General features: G+C 70.7%; 16 protein-coding genes and 1 pseudogene. 4 read left to right on the forward strand and 13 right to left on the reverse strand.

The features are described 5' to 3' along the window. Positions 1-224 precede the first annotated feature (224 nt). Genes ACFPFQ_RS18285 through ACFPFQ_RS18310 form a run of 6 tightly spaced genes read right to left on the reverse strand, consistent with a single transcriptional unit; the run spans position 225 to position 5,063 of the window. On the reverse strand, positions 225-737 hold the full coding sequence (locus ACFPFQ_RS18285) for an aldehyde dehydrogenase family protein (RefSeq protein ID WP_379620303.1): 513 nt from the start codon (positions 735-737) through the stop codon (positions 225-227). Beyond that, positions 680-970, reverse strand: coding sequence for an aldehyde dehydrogenase family protein (locus tag ACFPFQ_RS18290; RefSeq protein ID WP_379620305.1), 291 nt, complete (start codon positions 968-970; stop codon positions 680-682). The genes ACFPFQ_RS18285 and ACFPFQ_RS18290 overlap by 58 nt, the downstream gene beginning before the upstream one ends. Then, entirely contained in the window at positions 970-1,854 is an 885-nt protein-coding gene (locus ACFPFQ_RS18295) for an NAD(P)-dependent oxidoreductase (RefSeq protein ID WP_379620306.1), read from the reverse strand. Before ACFPFQ_RS18295 ends, ACFPFQ_RS18290 begins: the two co-directional genes overlap by 1 nt. Further along, positions 1,851-3,197 carry a M24 family metallopeptidase gene (locus tag ACFPFQ_RS18300; protein WP_379620307.1) on the reverse strand — a complete coding sequence of 449 codons (1,347 nt, stop codon included), beginning with the start codon at positions 3,195-3,197 and terminating at the stop codon, positions 1,851-1,853. The genes ACFPFQ_RS18295 and ACFPFQ_RS18300 overlap by 4 nt, the downstream gene beginning before the upstream one ends. Positions 3,198-3,220: 23 nt before the next feature. After that, complete coding sequence (locus tag ACFPFQ_RS18305) at positions 3,221-4,225, reverse strand: transketolase family protein (protein ID WP_379620309.1); 1,005 nt, start codon at positions 4,223-4,225, stop codon at positions 3,221-3,223. Continuing rightward, positions 4,218-5,063 (reverse strand): 1-deoxy-D-xylulose-5-phosphate synthase N-terminal domain-containing protein, encoded by an 846-nt coding sequence (locus tag ACFPFQ_RS18310; protein WP_379620311.1) that lies wholly within the window; start codon positions 5,061-5,063, stop codon positions 4,218-4,220. Before ACFPFQ_RS18310 ends, ACFPFQ_RS18305 begins: the two co-directional genes overlap by 8 nt. A gap of 97 nt (positions 5,064-5,160) precedes the next feature. Here ACFPFQ_RS18310 and ACFPFQ_RS18315 point away from each other — a divergent pair, with 97 nt between their 5' ends. Next, positions 5,161-5,955 (forward strand): FadR/GntR family transcriptional regulator, encoded by a 795-nt coding sequence (locus ACFPFQ_RS18315; RefSeq protein ID WP_379620313.1) that lies wholly within the window; start codon positions 5,161-5,163, stop codon positions 5,953-5,955. Here the strand turns inward: ACFPFQ_RS18315 and ACFPFQ_RS18320 are convergent. From ACFPFQ_RS18320 to ACFPFQ_RS18340, 5 genes are all read right to left on the reverse strand, one after another. After that, positions 5,939-6,631: an enoyl-CoA hydratase/isomerase family protein gene (locus tag ACFPFQ_RS18320; protein WP_379620315.1), complete on the reverse strand. Its 693-nt coding sequence runs from the start codon at positions 6,629-6,631 to the stop codon at positions 5,939-5,941. The genes ACFPFQ_RS18315 and ACFPFQ_RS18320 overlap by 17 nt on opposite strands. Next, entirely contained in the window at positions 6,628-6,933 is a 306-nt protein-coding gene (locus ACFPFQ_RS18325; RefSeq protein ID WP_379620317.1) for a Dabb family protein, read from the reverse strand. The genes ACFPFQ_RS18320 and ACFPFQ_RS18325 overlap by 4 nt, the downstream gene beginning before the upstream one ends. 23 nt (positions 6,934-6,956) lie before the next feature. Then, complete coding sequence (locus ACFPFQ_RS18330) at positions 6,957-7,442, reverse strand: flavin reductase family protein (RefSeq protein WP_379620319.1); 486 nt, start codon at positions 7,440-7,442, stop codon at positions 6,957-6,959. Continuing rightward, positions 7,430-8,743 (reverse strand): PucR family transcriptional regulator, encoded by a 1,314-nt coding sequence (locus ACFPFQ_RS18335; protein WP_379620321.1) that lies wholly within the window; start codon positions 8,741-8,743, stop codon positions 7,430-7,432. The genes ACFPFQ_RS18330 and ACFPFQ_RS18335 overlap by 13 nt, the downstream gene beginning before the upstream one ends. An 82-nt stretch (positions 8,744-8,825) precedes the next feature. Next, entirely contained in the window at positions 8,826-10,064 is a 1,239-nt protein-coding gene (locus tag ACFPFQ_RS18340) for an acyl-CoA dehydrogenase family protein (protein WP_379620323.1), read from the reverse strand. Positions 10,065-10,328: 264 nt separating this feature from the next. Here ACFPFQ_RS18340 and ACFPFQ_RS18345 point away from each other — a divergent pair, with 264 nt between their 5' ends. The 3 genes from ACFPFQ_RS18345 (at position 10,329) to ACFPFQ_RS18355 (ending at position 13,518) form a co-directional block, all read left to right on the forward strand. Further along, positions 10,329-11,276 (forward strand): AraC family transcriptional regulator, encoded by a 948-nt coding sequence (locus ACFPFQ_RS18345; protein WP_379620325.1) that lies wholly within the window; start codon positions 10,329-10,331, stop codon positions 11,274-11,276. Positions 11,277-11,374: 98 nt separating this feature from the next. Then, the gene (locus ACFPFQ_RS18350; protein WP_379620327.1) at positions 11,375-12,601 is read left to right on the forward strand and encodes a cytochrome P450; all 1,227 of its coding nucleotides are present in this window, start codon (positions 11,375-11,377) and stop codon (positions 12,599-12,601) included. Next, positions 12,598-13,518, forward strand: coding sequence for a PDR/VanB family oxidoreductase (locus ACFPFQ_RS18355; RefSeq protein ID WP_379620329.1), 921 nt, complete (start codon positions 12,598-12,600; stop codon positions 13,516-13,518). Before ACFPFQ_RS18350 ends, ACFPFQ_RS18355 begins: the two co-directional genes overlap by 4 nt. Before the next feature lie 355 nt (positions 13,519-13,873). Here ACFPFQ_RS18355 and ACFPFQ_RS18360 read toward each other — a convergent pair. Then, a pseudogene (locus tag ACFPFQ_RS18360) lies at positions 13,874-14,110 on the reverse strand (transposase); the annotation flags it as partial. Between the two features lie 42 nt (positions 14,111-14,152). Further along, positions 14,153-14,746, reverse strand: coding sequence for a recombinase family protein (locus tag ACFPFQ_RS18365; RefSeq protein ID WP_379620331.1), 594 nt, complete (start codon positions 14,744-14,746; stop codon positions 14,153-14,155). Positions 14,747-14,818: the final 72 nt, after the last annotated feature.

The following is a 14,818-nucleotide window of genomic DNA, read 5'->3' on the forward strand; positions in this document are numbered from 1 at the left end:
GGTCGAGCTGACCCTGGTCGCCGAGCACCGGCGCGGGCGCGGCGCGATGTATGACGCGCTGGGCCAGGGCCTTGCGCCTGCCCGTCCCACCGCGGGTGCCCGGCACCAACGGTCGCCCACCCCGGCACGGCCCGGAGATTGCCCTGGGCACACCCGCCACCTGGCCCGCCCCGCAGCACACCTTGTCGTGGTCTACCGGAACGTCATCACAGTGACCTCCAGCCCTACCAGTCGACGGCGATGTACTTGGTCTCGGAGAACTCCAGCAGGCCTTCTTTGGAGCCCTCGCGGCCGAGGCCGGACTGCTTGACTCCGCCGAACGGCGCGGCCGGGTCGGAGATGAGGCCGCGGTTGACACCGACCATGCCCGCCTGGAGCCCCTCGGCGACGCGCATCGTCCGACGCAGGTCACCGCCGTAGACGTAGGCGGCGAGGCCGTACTGGGTGTCGTTGGCCAGGGCGATTGCGTCGGCGTCGTCGTCGAACGGGATGAGCGACGCGACGGGGCCGAAGATCTCCTCGGACACGATGGGCGAGTCCCGGGGAACGTCGGTCAGCACGGTCGGCGGGTAGTAGTAGCCCACGCCGTCGGGCCGGTCGCCGACGGTCGCGAGGGTGGCGCCGCGCTCGACGGCGTCGTCGACGAGCGCGGTCACCTTGGCCACGGCCTGAGGGCTGATCAGCGGTCCGAGCTCGGTCTGCGCGTCGCGCGCCGCACCGACCCGCAGGGCGCCCATGCGCTTGCCGAGGGCAGCACGTCCGCGTGGTCCCGGGGCGGGCGCGCCGACCAGTCCGGGAGTGCTTCGGCCGCCGCATCGACGGCGCGCTGCGCGTCGTCGGGAGTCGCGCTGGCCACGCTCGCGACGTCCTCCTCCGTCGCCGGGTCGAGGACGTCGAACCGGCCACCGTCGGCCGCGTTGCGCAGCTCGCCGCCGATAAGCAGCGAGGTCGGGCCGATCCCCGTTGTCATCACCGCAGACCTGCAGCAGCGGCCTGCAGCTCGTAGAGCGCGAGGAGATCCTTGTCCGCGAGGCCGCCGCTCACCGCGGACCGCACGATCTGCTGGACGGTCGCGCCGACGGGCATCGGCACACCCATCTCGCGGGCGGCAGACAACCCCAGGTCGAGATCCTTGGCCAGTCCGGAGACCGGGAACGTCGGGGTCCAGTCGTGCTCCGCAAGGGCGGTGGCGCGCAGCCGCACCCAGTCCGAGCCCAGCCCGGTGCCGCCGAGGAACTCGAGAAAGACCGCAGCGTCGGTGCCGGACTTCTCGGCCACCGTGGTCACCTCGACCAGCGCCTGCACCATCATCCCCAGATAGAGGTTGTGGCAGAGCTTGATCACCCGTGCCTGCTCCGCGTCGCCGACGTGCACGACGTTCGCCGCGAGTTCCCGCAGGAGCGGTTCGGCGGTGCGGAACGCGGCGTCGGGACCGGAGACGACGAGGCTCGCGTTCCCCGCCGAGACGACGGCCGGGTTGCCGCTGACCGGCGCGGCGAGGTACCCGACCCCCCGCTCGCGCAGGACCTCGCGGATCCGCGCCGAGGTCGCGCCGGACACCGTCGAGCAGTCGACGAGGAGCCGAGGCGCAGGGCCCTTCCGCTCGTGAAGCAGGCCGTCCTCGTCGAGCAGTACCTCAATCAGGTCGGTGTCCGAGGAGACACACGTGAACACGACGTCCCGGTCGGCGAGGTCGACGACCCGTCCGACGGCCTTCGCCCCCTGCTCGGTCAGTCGAGTGGTCCGGGCCGCAGTGCGGTTCCACACCCGCAGGTCGTGATCGGCGATGAGTCGGCCGGCGAGGGCAGTGCCCATCCGGCCGGTCCCGATCCAGCCGAGCGTCGGCGCTGTCACGACGGACCGTGCCCGTTGGAGCGGGACCGCGGCAGCTCGACGCCGGTGTAGTACTGCGTCCCGGCCACGTACAGCTGGTCGGCGGGGAAGCGGGTCAGCTGGCGGTACCCGTCGACCGTGACGACCAGCTCCTCCTCGATCCGGGCCGCGGCCGACCCGTCAGGAGTGGGCCAGTAGGTCTCGATCGCGAAGGTCATGCCCTCGACCAGCTCGATCGGGTGGTCGAACGAGTGGTACCGGCTCATCAGCGGCCGCTCCCACAGTCCCAGGCCGATGCCGTGGCAGTACTGCAGGCCGAATGCCTCCTCCTCGGTGGCGAAGCCGAACTCCTGCGCCGCGGGGAAATGCCGGACGATGTCGGCCGAGCTGGCGCCGGGACGGACCTCGGCGATCGCGTCGTCCATGTACTCGCGGGCGCGGGCGTACGCCGAGCGCTGCGCCGAGGTGGCGCTGCCGACGTTCATCGTGCGGTAGTAGCAGGTCCGGTAGCCGCAGTAGCTGTGGATGATGTCGAAGTAGGCGGTGTCGCCGGGGCGGATGAGCCGGTCGGAGAAGACATGCGGGTGCGGGCTGCAGCGCTCGCCGGAGATCGCGTTGACCGCCTCGACCTCCTCGGAGCCGTTCTCGTAGAGGTAGCGGCTGACGAGGGCGACGCAGTCGTTCTCGCGGATACCGGCGCGCAGGTTCCGGTAGAGCTCGTCGTAGCAGCCGTCGACCAGTGCGGCGGCGTGGTCGAGCAGGGCGATCTCATCCGCGGACTTGATAGCGCGGGCGTCGAGCATGATCGCTTGGCCGTCCTCGATCCGCAGGCCCTCACGCTCCAGCGCCCGCAGCACCGGCAGCTCGACGACGTCCACCCCGACCGGCTCGTCCGCCAGCCCGTACTCGCGCAGCAGGTCGGCGAGCCGCTTCGCGTTGCCCGCCTCGATACCGACGTCGGTCGGGACGGCGCCGCGCCAGGTGGAGACGCCGGCTCGCCAGCTGTCGGCGGACAGCCAGGGGGCGAACGTCTGATGCGTCTTGGCCGCGGACCCGATGTCCCAGAGGATCGGGTCCTGCCCGCGCATCAGCAGCACGCAGCGGAAATACTTGTCCCGCGCCCAGTTGCCGATGTGTGTCCCGGTGACGTACCGGACGTTGTTCATGTCGAAGAGGATCAAGGCGCCCAACGATGAACGTTCCAGCTCGGCGCGGGCACGGGCGAGCCGGGTGGCCCGCAGGCGCTGTGGGTCGACGCGCTGCTCCCAGTCCACGGTGGACGTAGCGCCGGGTGAGGCGATCGGCACTGCGGAGTCGCTGGCCTGATAGAAGACCGTCGAGCCGACGGTGGTGGGGGTGGCCATGATGTTCCTCTCGAGGGATCGGGTCAGACCGGGGAGTACTCGCCGGTCTCGGCGGGGGTGACCGGGGCGACGGGCGGCGGGCCCGATCGGCCCAGCAGGGTCCAGGCCTCGTCGATCAGGTGCTGGGTCGACAACCCGTACTTCTCGAACAGGTAGGGCGCGTTCAGAGAGCCCTCGGCGAAGGTGTCGCGGATCCCGACCCGGCGTAGTGGGCGGCCGAGGCCGCCCTCGGCGATCGCCTCGGCGACCGCCGAACCCAGGCCCCCGATCACGGAGTGGTTCTCCGCGGTGAGCACGACCTTCACCTCGGCGGCGACGCCCTGGATCGTCGCGGTGTCCAGCGGCTTGATCACCGGAACGTTGACCACGCACACCGAGACGCCTGCGGTGGACAGTGACCGGGCCGCGCCGAGGGCGGGCGCGAGCATCATGCCGCTCGCGATCAGCGCGAGGTCGGTACCTGCGCGCAGCACGTTCGCGCCGCCGACGTCGAGGACGTGGTCGTCGTCGAAGATCACCGGGATCTCGCCGCGCTTGAGCCGCACATACACCGGCCCCGGGTGGTCGACGACCGCGTCGACGACCTGCCGGACCTCGACGGCGTCGGCCACGTCGATGACGGTCATATTGGGCAGCGCCCGCATGAGCGCGACGTCGTCGATGGCCTGGTGGCTCGGCCCGCCAGGGGTGGAGACCCCGGGCATGAACCCGATGATCCGCACGGGCAGGTTCGGGTAGGCGATCGCATTGGCGATCTGGTCGTAGGGCCGGCGCGTGGCGAAGACACCGAAGGTGTGGACAAACGGGATGTGCCCCTCGCGGGCGAGCGCACCCGCCATGCCCATCATGTTCGCCTCGGCCATCCCGGCATGCACGAACCGCTCCGGCAGCTCGGCTTGGAACAGGTCGATCTCGCACTGGCGGGTCAGGTCGCCGCTGACGCAGAGGACCTCCTCGCGGCGACGCGCCAGCTCGAGCAGAGCACGCCCGTAGGGCTTGAGCTCGACGGGGTAGGGCGGCTCATGCACGGCGGGCCTCCAACATCGCGGTGAGCGCAGTGGTGAGTTCGGCGACCGCGGCCTCGGCCAGCGGCGGGGGGAGTTTGATGAAATGACCATCGGCGTCCGGGGGCAGGCAGGCCAGCCCGTGCACGGTCGAGGTCCGGCACACGACGATGCTCGGCCGGTCGTCGGCGGCGGCCGCGACGAGGGCGGCCTGGACCGCAGCGATGTCGTGGCCGTCGACGTCGCTGACGTGCCAGCCGAAGGCCGCCCACTTGTCGGCGATCGGTTCGATCGTGGTGATGGTGTCGATCGGGCCGTCCACCTGGGAATTGTTGGCGTCGAGCAGCACCGTGAGGGCACCGAGACGATGGTGGGCGGCGAAGATCGCGGCCTCCCAGACCTGCCCCTCCTCCAGCTCCCCGTCGCTGATCAAGGCGTAGGTCCGGCGGTCGGTCCCACGGATGCGGTCAGACAGCGCGAACCCCGTCGCGGCGGACAGGCCCTGTCCCAGCGACCCGCAGGTGTAGTCCAGGACCGGGGAGCGCTCGGTGCCGATCGCCTCGGCCACGGACCCGTTCTGGCCGTACGTGTCCGCCACCTCCTCGGCGAGCAGCCCGAGCTCGGTCGCGGCGGCGAAGGGGGCGATCACGTAGTGGCCCGGCGAGCACACCAGTCGGTCACGGCCGGGTCGTGCCGCGGCGAACATCGCCGCGACCTGCTCGGCGGCGGAGAGCGCCTGGCCGAGGTAGCCGAAGCCCTGCGGGGCCACCATCCGGACCGCCCGCAGCCTGATCCGAAGGGCAAGCTCGGCCGGGTCGTCGACGGTCCACGTCGAGTCGTGGCGGGAGAGCGAGGCGGTCATGGCAGCATCCTCATTCAAGTGGCAAAGTGGCTAATCCAGATATTGATGGGGCGGAGCGGTAGTGTCAAACCGAACCCAAGACGGACGAAGGAGTGCAGTGAGCGAGCCGACCACGCGCCGAGGCGGCAGGCGCCGGGCCGCGTCGGTGCCGCTGACCGGGATCACACCGGTGAGCAGCACCCGGATCGCGGACGACGTCGCGGCTCAGATCCGAGCATTGATCATCAAGGACGACGTGGCAGAGGGGGCCCGGCTGCCGTCCGAACGTGACCTGGCCGACCGGTTCGGTGCCAGCAGGCCGACGGTCAGCCAGGCCCTGCGCAGCCTGTCGCTCATGGGTCTGGTGGAGATCCGCCGGGGCTCGGGCGCCTACGTCCTCCGCAAGCCGGAGTCCATGGTGACCGCCTCGGTGAACCTGATGCTCGACCTCGACGAGCGCTCGGTCGGCGATCTCATGCAGCTTCGGCTGTGGCTGGAGAGCCTGGGCGCCGCGGAGGCGGCCAGTCGCCCCGAGCCGGAGGACATCGAACGTAGTGAGATCCTCGGCGCGCTCGACCGGCTGGCCGCGGCGGCCGGGTCCATGTCGGAGTGGATCGCCGCCGACACGGTCTTCCACGCCACGATCGTCCGTGTCTGCGGCAACCCGTACCTGGCGGCGATGTATGAAAGCGTCCACACCGCCGTGCTGTCCTACGAGTTCCGCCAGTGGGTCGACTCCGACTCGACGCCCGCCTGGTTGCGCAAGGCGAGCCCCGAGCAGCAGCGTGCGCTGCACCAGCCGATCGCGGACGCCGTGCTGGCGCGGTCTCCGGAGGCCGCCCGGGCGGCCGTTGCCGCACACCACCGGCGGATGCTCGAGCATCTCGAGGAGACCGTCAGCCGAACATCGTGACGAAGGCGTCGGCGCCCTCGCGAAGGGCCTGGTCGAGCGGCTGGGTAGTGCTCCGGTGAAGCAGCGGCCTGCCCACTGCGCCCGCGGCCCCCGACGCCATCGCCAGTTGCGCGTACTCCTCGATCCGGCCGCGGAGCCGGTCGGCGGGGACCACCTCGTCGATGATGCCGAGCTCGAGCGCGCGCGGTGCGTCGAAGGGTTGGCCGGTCAGCGCGTTGGTGATCGCTGCCTTGGGCGGAACGCGTCTCGCGGCCGCGACCTGGGCGATCACCGGCCAGGTCCCCAGAGTCGCCTCGATCGTGCCGAGCCGGGCCCCGTCAACTGCGACCACGATGTCCGCGCTGCAGACCAGCCCGAACCCGCCGGCAAGGGCGTCCCCGTTGACCGCGGCGAGGATCGGCGTGCCAGACCGCGCGCACTGGCCGAACAGATCGACCGCGGCGTCGGCGAACTCCTTGGCGGTGCCGGTCGCGCGCAGGCCCGGGCCGTCCGCACCACCGCAGAAGAACTCCCCCTCGCCGGTCAGCACGATCGCACCGACGTCGTCGGCGTCGTCGAGCTCGACGAGGGTGCGATGCAGGGAGGCGGTCATCTCGGCGTCGAGCAGGTTGCGCGGTGGACGGTCGAGAGTCACCCAGGCGATGCGGTCGGTGCGGTCGACACGGACGGTGCTCATCGTGCTCCTCCGGCGGGGGTGTAGTCGAGGGCGAAGCGGGACTCGCAGAGCTCGTCGAGAACCCCCAGCAGTCGGGCGTGAGCGGGATGGACCCAGTAGCCGTCAAGGCCGCCGTCGGTCAGCCGGGCCAGACAGGCGTGGGTGTAGCCGAGCTTGAGCCCGGACGGGTTGGTGTTCTCGCCCCAGGTCAGCTCGATGAGCTCCGGCAGTCCGGCGATCCCTTCGCCGAAGGCCCGCAGCTCCTCGGCGAGGTCGGCCTCACGGCCGGGTCGGGGCTGGAAGACGACGTAGTGTTCGAGCACGGATGTCTCCTCGGATCGGAAGGTCAGGAGGCGAGCGCGCCGAACCCGCCCCGGTAGAACAGCAGCGGACCGGAGCGGCCCTCAGCGGCCAGTCCCACGACACGTCCCAGCACCAGCAGGTGATCACCGGCCTCGTGTACGGCGTGGATCCGACAGTCGACGTGGGCCAGCACGTCGTCGAGCACGGGCGCGCCGGTGTCCGAGCTGTGCCAGGAGACGCCGGCGAACTTGTCGCCGCCGGACCGGGCGAACTGCAGCCCGAGCTCGTGCTGTCCGGCGCCGAGCACGTTGGCGCAGAACACTCCGCCGCGCGCGATCCGCGGCCAGGAGATCGACGTGCGCTGCGGGCAGACCAGGACCAGCGGCGGCTCGAGCGAGGCGCTGACCAGCGACTGCACGGTCATGCCGACCGGTTCGCCGTGGTCGATCCCGGTGAGGACCGCGACTCCGGTGCAGAAGTGACCGAGGACCGACCGCATGTCGGTCGGGTCCGGTGTCAAGGTGTCCACATGCCCTCCTCGGCTCCGTGGTCGAGCACCACTCCTCCGAGCGCGCCCGCGACGTGCAGCGCCACCCGCAGATCCAGCGAGGCGAGCTCGCCGATCGCGTGGCCGAGGAGGGCCTCGATCTTCTTGATGCGGTAGACAACGGTGTTGCGGTGCGCGTGCAGCCGGCGAGCGGCCTGCGCCACGCTGCGCTGCACCTCCAGGTAGACCTGCAGGGTCTCGCGCAGCTCACCGGCCCGCGGGTTGTCCTCGGCCAGCGGGCCCAGGATCCGCTGCACGTAGGCGCGGGCGCGGTCGAGGTCCGCCGCGACCAGCGCGACCAGCTCGACCGTCTCGTAGTCGACGAGCCATCCCCGTTCGCTCCCGACGAGCCGGCCGATCTCCGCGGCGCGCAAGGCGCGGGCGTGGGTGTCACGGAACCCGGCGACCCCGTCCGACCTCCCGCCCAGGCCCAGCCGTGCCCGGCGCGACGGAAGCGGCGACTCGGCGCAGCGACGAACGTTCCCCAACACGACGCCGTCGGGGTCGTGGTGCCATTGGTGCACGGTGGACGGTCCGGTCCACCGGCGCAGCACGGCCTTCGCACCGAGCCGGCGGTCCCACCGCTCCAACGCGACCGTCAGCTCGTCCTGGGCCCCGAGCTGGGCGAACGGTGCATCCAGCCAGACCACACTGCCGACGTGCGGCCCGTCGAGGTCGTAGTCCAGCGCGGCCGAGATCTGCGCCGCGTCGATCGAGCCGCCCGCCAGCACGGTGACGACCAGCTCGCTGCGCAGGGCCGCGGTCGAGCGGGACCACCGCTCGGCCTCCAACGAGTACCGCGCCGCAATGTTCGCCGCGAACTGGTCAAAGCAGCGGAACAACAGCTCGCTCGCGGCCTGCGCGTCCGCGACGGGGCGACCCATCCGGTCGATCTCATGCAGCAACTGGTGGATCAGCCGCTCCTGACACAGATGGATGCCACGGAGCACGGCGTCCATCGGGATCCCCCGCCGGACGTAGGAGTCGGTGGCGTCGGCGGGCTCGGCTCCGGGCCACAGTGCGTCGAGGTCGTGGCCGACAAGCGCGCGCAGCGTGGCCAGGGTCGTCGACTCGACCGCTCGACGGATGAGCTGCTCGGCCGCGGCGTCCCCACCGAACACCGGAAGTATCTCCAGGATGTAGTCAGCGGCCGAGCGGGCGATGACCACCGCCCACTCGACCGGCCCGGCCCCCAGCTCGGACGCGGCCAGCCGGCGCGTCGGGGAGTCACTGAGCGGCTCCGGCGTCTCGTCCGCCGGGGCGCGCAGCGCAAGGACCCACATGGCGCGTCCATCCGCGCCGCCTGTCGCATCCACGTTGATGTCTCCTGACAGTCGGTGACCCCGACCAGTCTTCTCGTCGCGATCAGACCGAAATCGTGAGCGGGTCGTCGGCCCCGAGCAACAGCCGCCCGTAGACCTCCTTGCCGATCTCCGGGGTGGCGAAGGCGTGCCGGCCGCCGGTGTTCGCGTCCCGCCAGATCCGACCCAGCGTCCCGTCCTGGGCGAAGGCGCCCGCGCCGTTGGCGGTCATCAGGATGTCGATGGCCTCCTTGCAGAGGGTCACGGCGTGCCCGGTGTCCATCCGGATCCGGCCGCGGGCCGCGTCGTTCGGGTAGCCGCCGGCTGCGGCGAAGGCGTCGATGTCGTCGGCGGCACGACCCAGCAGCAGGTGTGCAGCATCGATGTTGCTCGCGGCCTGCGCCACGGCCAGCTGGTGGGTCGGCGAGTTGCGAGCCTCCGTGTAGACGGTGTAGCCGACCGAGCGCGAGGGCAGCTTCTGCAAGGAGTAGTCCAACGCCGCTCTGGCCAGACCGACGGCGGGCCCCGCCAGGATGATCGTGCCCACCGGGAGGAACGAGGCCCGCGAGAGAGGCTCGCTGTCCCGGTAAGGAGTGGCGTAGTTGCCGATCGCAAGGTTCTCGAAGGTCTGGATGCGATGGTCGGGGACGAACGCGTTGTCCACGACCAACGTGTTGCTGCCGGTGCCTCGCATGCCGAGGGTGTACCAGGTGTCCTCGACCGTCCAGTCCGACCTGGGCACCACGCCCATCGCCATGGTCGGCTGTCCGTCCGGACCGTCCACAAGCATGCCCAGGGTCGCCCAGTCCGACACCGCGTTGCCCGATGCATACGGGTAGCGGCCCGAGAGGACGTAGCCGCCCTCCACCTTGTCTCCCGAGCCGAGCTCGTGGCGACGGGTCATGCCCGGGAAGAAGATGCCGCAGGCCTTCGCATCGGGCTTGTTTCCCCACATATCCTGCTGCGCCTGCTCGCCATAGGTCACGCAGAACCAGGTGCAGGCGTTGACCAGGGCTGCACTCCAGCCGGCCGAACCGTCGCCGCGGCCGAGCTCGATCAGAACCTCCAACATCGTCCGCGCGCTCGCACCGGGGCCACCGAGACGCGTGGGCACCATCAGGTTGAACAGGCCGGCGCCGTCGATCGCCTTGATCGCCGCGGGAGTGATCTGGCGATCGATCTGCCCCTGGGGCGCCTGCTCCTGCAACAGGCCGCGAAGGGCGATCGCACGCTGCACGACCTCAGGGTCGGGCAGGCCGTGTGCGCCCGCGCCGACCGGCCGCGCAGAGAGGGTCTCGGTCATGATGTCCTCCGGACGTCATCGTCAGAGTGGTGGCTGCGCCCGAACTGGCAAAGTGGCTTAGCCAATCGGTTCGTTGTGACCACGCTAACGCTCGGCCCCGTTGACGCGCCAGGGTCGGCCGTGCCAGTTCTCGGACGCCGGTTTGTGCTGGGCTGTTCCGTGCTGCCGGACCCGGCCCGGACTTGTGGCCAGCACTTGACCGGCGGCCCCGCAGCTTCCGACGATCCGACCCACACGATGCGACGGTGCACGTGAGGAGTGGACGTGACGACCGCAACGACCGACCTGGCCGAGGCCCGCCTCCTGGGTGAGCAGGCGTACTACCCCCATCGGCTGTCCCTTGCGGGATCCGAGGACGGCATGCGGATGCGGATGCGGGCGCACGACCTGACCCCGGACGTCACGATCGGCGAGCTCGGCTACCGCGCCCCGGTGCGCCTGGACTGCGGCGACCTGGGCGGCTACCAGGTCAACGTGCCCCAGCGCGGGACGGCGCGCTCGCACTGCGGCGACCAGCAGGCTGTCGCGGACCCCCGGCAGGGTGCCGTCTTCACCCCGGGACACGACAGCGCGATCGAGCTGTGGAACGCCGACTGCGTGCAGTACGGGGTGCGGATGACCGCCCCGATCATGACGGAGATCCTGCACCAGAACGCCCCGACCGGAAGGTCGTCGGCCCGATTCAGGCACGAGTACCCGCTGGATACCGCCTCGCGGCGGTCGTGGGTAAAGCTGGTGGCCACCACCCTGGACCTGATCTCCGCGCTGCCCGAGCACGGCCGTAGCCAGGCCGGACCACACCTGGCACGCTCGCTCGTCGTCGCGTTCCTGCACAGTGCCGAGCACGACCTGCGCGAGGATCTCGACCGCCCCGGCCGGGCGGACCAGCCCAAACTGCTGCGCCGGGCGGTCCGCTACATCGAGGCCGACCCCGCGGCGCCCCTGGATGTAGCGGCCCTCGCGGTCCACTGCAGGGTCAGCGTCCGGACCCTGCAGTACGAGTTCGCCCGCCGCCTCGGGACCTCGCCGAGCGCCTACCGGCGCAGCGTCGCACTGGAGCACGCGCACGCCGACCTCCGGCGCGCCGATCCCGCCTGCACGACCGTCGCCGACGTGGCGTGCCGGTGGGGCTTCTTCCATCTCGGACGGTTCGCCCGTGACCACCACGAGCGCTACGGGACCCGGCCCGCCGAGGTGCTGCGCGGCGACTAGCTGCGCGCGACGGACGTCCCTTGCGTTCGATGGATAGAGCCACTCCCCCTGTGCGCCCTAGCTTTCGGCGGTCCCACCACCGAGGAAGGGCGCGCCCGATGACCAGCACCGCAGACCTGCACGAGTTCAACCCCATGGTGTCGCCGCACCGCGAGGACCCGCACCTCTTCTACAAGTGGTCCCGCGCCGAGAGCCCGCTCACGTTCGCGCCGGCCCTCAACGCCTACATGGTCACCCGCTACGACGACATCAAGACCATTGTCGACGACCCCGACACCTACTCGTCGGCCAACGCCATCCCGGTCATGTGGACCAACCCACCCGAGGTCCTCGAGGTCCTCGGCGGGCTGGTCCCCGAGGCGTCGACCGTGGTCAACGCGGACGAGCCCGCGCACGCGCCTCTGCGCCACGTGCTCGACCACGCCTTCTCCGGCCGCCGGGTCCGCCGCCTGGTACCCGCCATGACGACCAAGGCGAACGAGCTGGTCGACGCGTTCCTCGTCGGGGACACCGCCGATCTCGTCGGGCAGTACGCGGACCCCTACGTCCAGCTCGTGGTGAGTCTGGTGTTCGGGATCCCGCCGCAGGACGTCGACACCGTCCAGGCCTGGACGAACGACTACATGCTGCTGATGAACCCGCTGGCCCCCGTGGACGGCAAGCTCGAGGCAGCCCGCCGGCTGCACGACTACCAGGCCTACATCGACGCCATGGCCGCCGACCGCCGAGCCGCCCCGCAGGAGGACTTCATGTCCGACCTGGTGCACGGCGGCGACGGGTTCCCGCCGGTGTCACACGGCGACCTGCACTACATGTTCCGCGGCCTGCGGTTCGCCGGGCACGACACCACCCGCGACCTCATGACCAGCACCCTGCTGCTCCTGCTCGACCATGACCGGACACTGTGGACCGAGGTGCAGGCCGACCGGCGTCGGCTGCCCCGGGTCATCGAGGAGGCACTGCGCCGGGACGCCCCCCACCGCGGCCTGATGCGCGTCACCACACGCGAGGTAGCGCTCAACGGCACCACGCTGCCCGCCGGGACGTCGCTGCTGTTGCTGTTCGGGTCGGCCAACCGGGACGAGACGCGGTTTCCCGACCCGGACGCCGCCGATCCCGACCGCCCCAACGTGCGCGAGCACCTCGCCTTCGGCAGCGGGATCCACCAATGCCCCGGCGCCCAGCTCGCCCGCACCGAGGTGCGCATCGCGATCGAGACACTGCTGGACCGGCTCCCGGACCTGCATCTCGCCCCCGGCTACATCCCGAGCCACATCGCGAGCTACTTCTTCCGGGGCCTCGAGCGGCTCGCCGTGGCCTGGTGAGCGAGTTCTCCCTCCGGGTGGCACGCCGGGTCGACGAGGCGGACGACGTGGTGTCGTTCACCCTCGTCGACCCGATGGGCGGAGACCTTCCCGCCTGGTCGCCGGGCGCGCACATCGACGTCGTGGTGCCCTGCATCGGGTCCCGGCAGTACTCACTCTGCGGGGATCCGCGAAATCGGCAGCAGTACCGGATTGCCGTACTCCGCGAGCTCGCCGGCCGAGGCGGCTCGAACCACCTGCACGACAAGGTGCAGACAGGCGACCTGCTCGAGATCCATGGCCCCCGCAACCACTTCGTGCTCGACGAGGCGCCGCACTACGTGTTCCTGGCGGGCGGCATCGGCGTGACCCCGATCCTGACCATGGCGGCGGACGCCGAGCGCCGCGGCGTCTCCTGGTCCATGGTCTACGGGGGCCGAACCCGGTCCACGATGGCGTTCGTCGACGAGTTGCCGGCCGGTGTCCGGCTGGTACCCGAGGACGAGGTGGGGCGGATCGACGTGGCCGCTGCGCTGCGCGACCTGCCTCCGGGAGCCCTGGTGTACTGCTGCGGGCCCGCGCCGCTCATCACGGCCGTCCGGGAACACGGGGCGGAGGCGGTCAGATTCGAGCTCTTCGCCGCCCCCGAGACCGAGGACGCCCCGGCGGAGCGTGCGTTCGCGGTGACGCTCGCCCGCACTGGCGTGACGCTCACCGTGGCACCGGGCGAGACAATCCTGGACAAGGCGATCGAGGCGGGTGCGGACCTGGGGTTCAACTGCCAGGACGGGATCTGCGGCAGCTGCGAGACCTCGATCCTGGAGGGCCGAGCCGAGCACCGCGACCACGTCCTCACCGACCAGGAGAAGGCTGAGCACACCTGCTTGATGGTCTGTGTGTCCCGAGCAGAAGGGGCCCGCCTCGTGCTGGACCTTTGACGACTCCGCGCCGCGTGATCCCGTCCTGTCGGCTCGGGCTGGAGTGCCAGGCGTCTCCCACCACCGCCCAGCCGGCGTCGCTCCTGATCGCGACGGCTCCCAGCCGCCCGCCGACGGTGCCCAGACTGGCCGAAGGCCACCCGACGGACAGCGGCCTGGATACCGATGCGGACAGCAGGACGCTTCCAGCGACCGGAGCGACCCTTGACCGAGAGGCCTGCAATGCGAATCCAACGGCAGACCGACCCCGCCGGCCAAGGCGTCACCACCCGCGGACGACCACACATCCAGGATGTCGGGCCGTCTGTCGAGGGCTACCACCGGTCAGATTTCGGCTTCCATTGATGCAGCCGAACCAGGACTTCTCCGGGACGTAGAGCTCTCGATCCACGAGGACCCGGTCACCGGCGGTGTTGACGAACGCGAGGAGGGTCCCGATCTGGCAGTTGTCGATCCGGCCCAGGGTGCCGGAGTACTGCCGTTGGACCCCGGCGGACTTCGTGCCCTTCTTCGCGAACCCGGTCGGGTCCGCGATCAGGATGCCATCCGGGTCGCCCAGGTTCTCGATCACATAATCGAGGTTCAGATCACGGCCCGGAACTCCCGAAGCTGACCCCAAGTGCAAGGTAGGACGTCAGGACTCGGATGGAGCTGTTGTGCGTGCGCGTTCGATCGCCCGGTAGACGGTGGAGCGGGCGACGGAGAACAGCTCGGCGAGCTCGGCGCTGGTGTGCGCGCCGGCGTGGTGCAGATCGACGAGGTGGGACTCCTGGCGCGGGGACAGCTTGGGCTTCTTGCCGCGCAACCGGCCCTTGGCCCGGGCGACCTTCATGCCCTCCCGGGTGCGCATCTTGATCAGGTCGGACTCGAACTCGGCGACCATGGCCAGCACGTTGAACAGCAGCCTGCCGACCGGGTCGGTGGGGTCGTGCACCGATCCGCCGAGGCTGAGCTTGACCTCGCGGGCGGTGAGCTCGGCGACGATGTCGCGGGCGTCGGGCAGCGACCGGGCGAGTCGGTCGAGCTTGGTCACGACCAGGACGTCGCCGCCGCGGCAGGCGGCCATCGCTTCGCGCAGCCCGGGGCGGGCCCGGTTGGTCCCGGTGAGCCCGTGGTCGACGTAGATCCGCTCGGGTGCGACACCGAGCGCGGCCAGCGCGTCGCGTTGGGCGGTGAGGTCTTGTTCGTCAGTGGAGACCCGGGCGTAGCCGATCAGCAGTCCGCTCACAGCGCGAGTGTCCCAGTTAGCACCCCTTCATCGGGCATTTCACCGGGCGGGTCTTACGGGAATCGGTGAGCA

This window comes from Pseudonocardia sp. GCM10023141, assembly GCF_042653605.1.

Bases quoted from the DNA above. Each gene is read 5' to 3' on its own strand.
- ACFPFQ_RS18285 (WP_379620303.1), bottom strand. From the start codon at position 737: ATGGGCGCCCTGCGGGTCGGTGCGGCGCGCGACGCGCAGACCGAGCTC.
- ACFPFQ_RS18290 (WP_379620305.1), bottom strand. From the start codon at position 970: ATGACAACGGGGATCGGCCCGACCTCGCTGCTTATCGGCGGCGAGCTG.
- ACFPFQ_RS18300 (WP_379620307.1), bottom strand. From the start codon at position 3,197: ATGGCCACCCCCACCACCGTCGGCTCGACGGTCTTCTATCAGGCCAGC.
- ACFPFQ_RS18310 (WP_379620311.1), bottom strand. From the start codon at position 5,063: ATGACCGCCTCGCTCTCCCGCCACGACTCGACGTGGACCGTCGACGAC.
- ACFPFQ_RS18320 (WP_379620315.1), bottom strand. From the start codon at position 6,631: ATGAGCACCGTCCGTGTCGACCGCACCGACCGCATCGCCTGGGTGACT.
- ACFPFQ_RS18335 (WP_379620321.1), bottom strand. From the start codon at position 8,743: ATGTGGGTCCTTGCGCTGCGCGCCCCGGCGGACGAGACGCCGGAGCCG.
- ACFPFQ_RS18340 (WP_379620323.1), bottom strand. From the start codon at position 10,064: ATGACCGAGACCCTCTCTGCGCGGCCGGTCGGCGCGGGCGCACACGGC.
- ACFPFQ_RS18350 (WP_379620327.1), top strand. From the start codon at position 11,375: ATGACCAGCACCGCAGACCTGCACGAGTTCAACCCCATGGTGTCGCCG.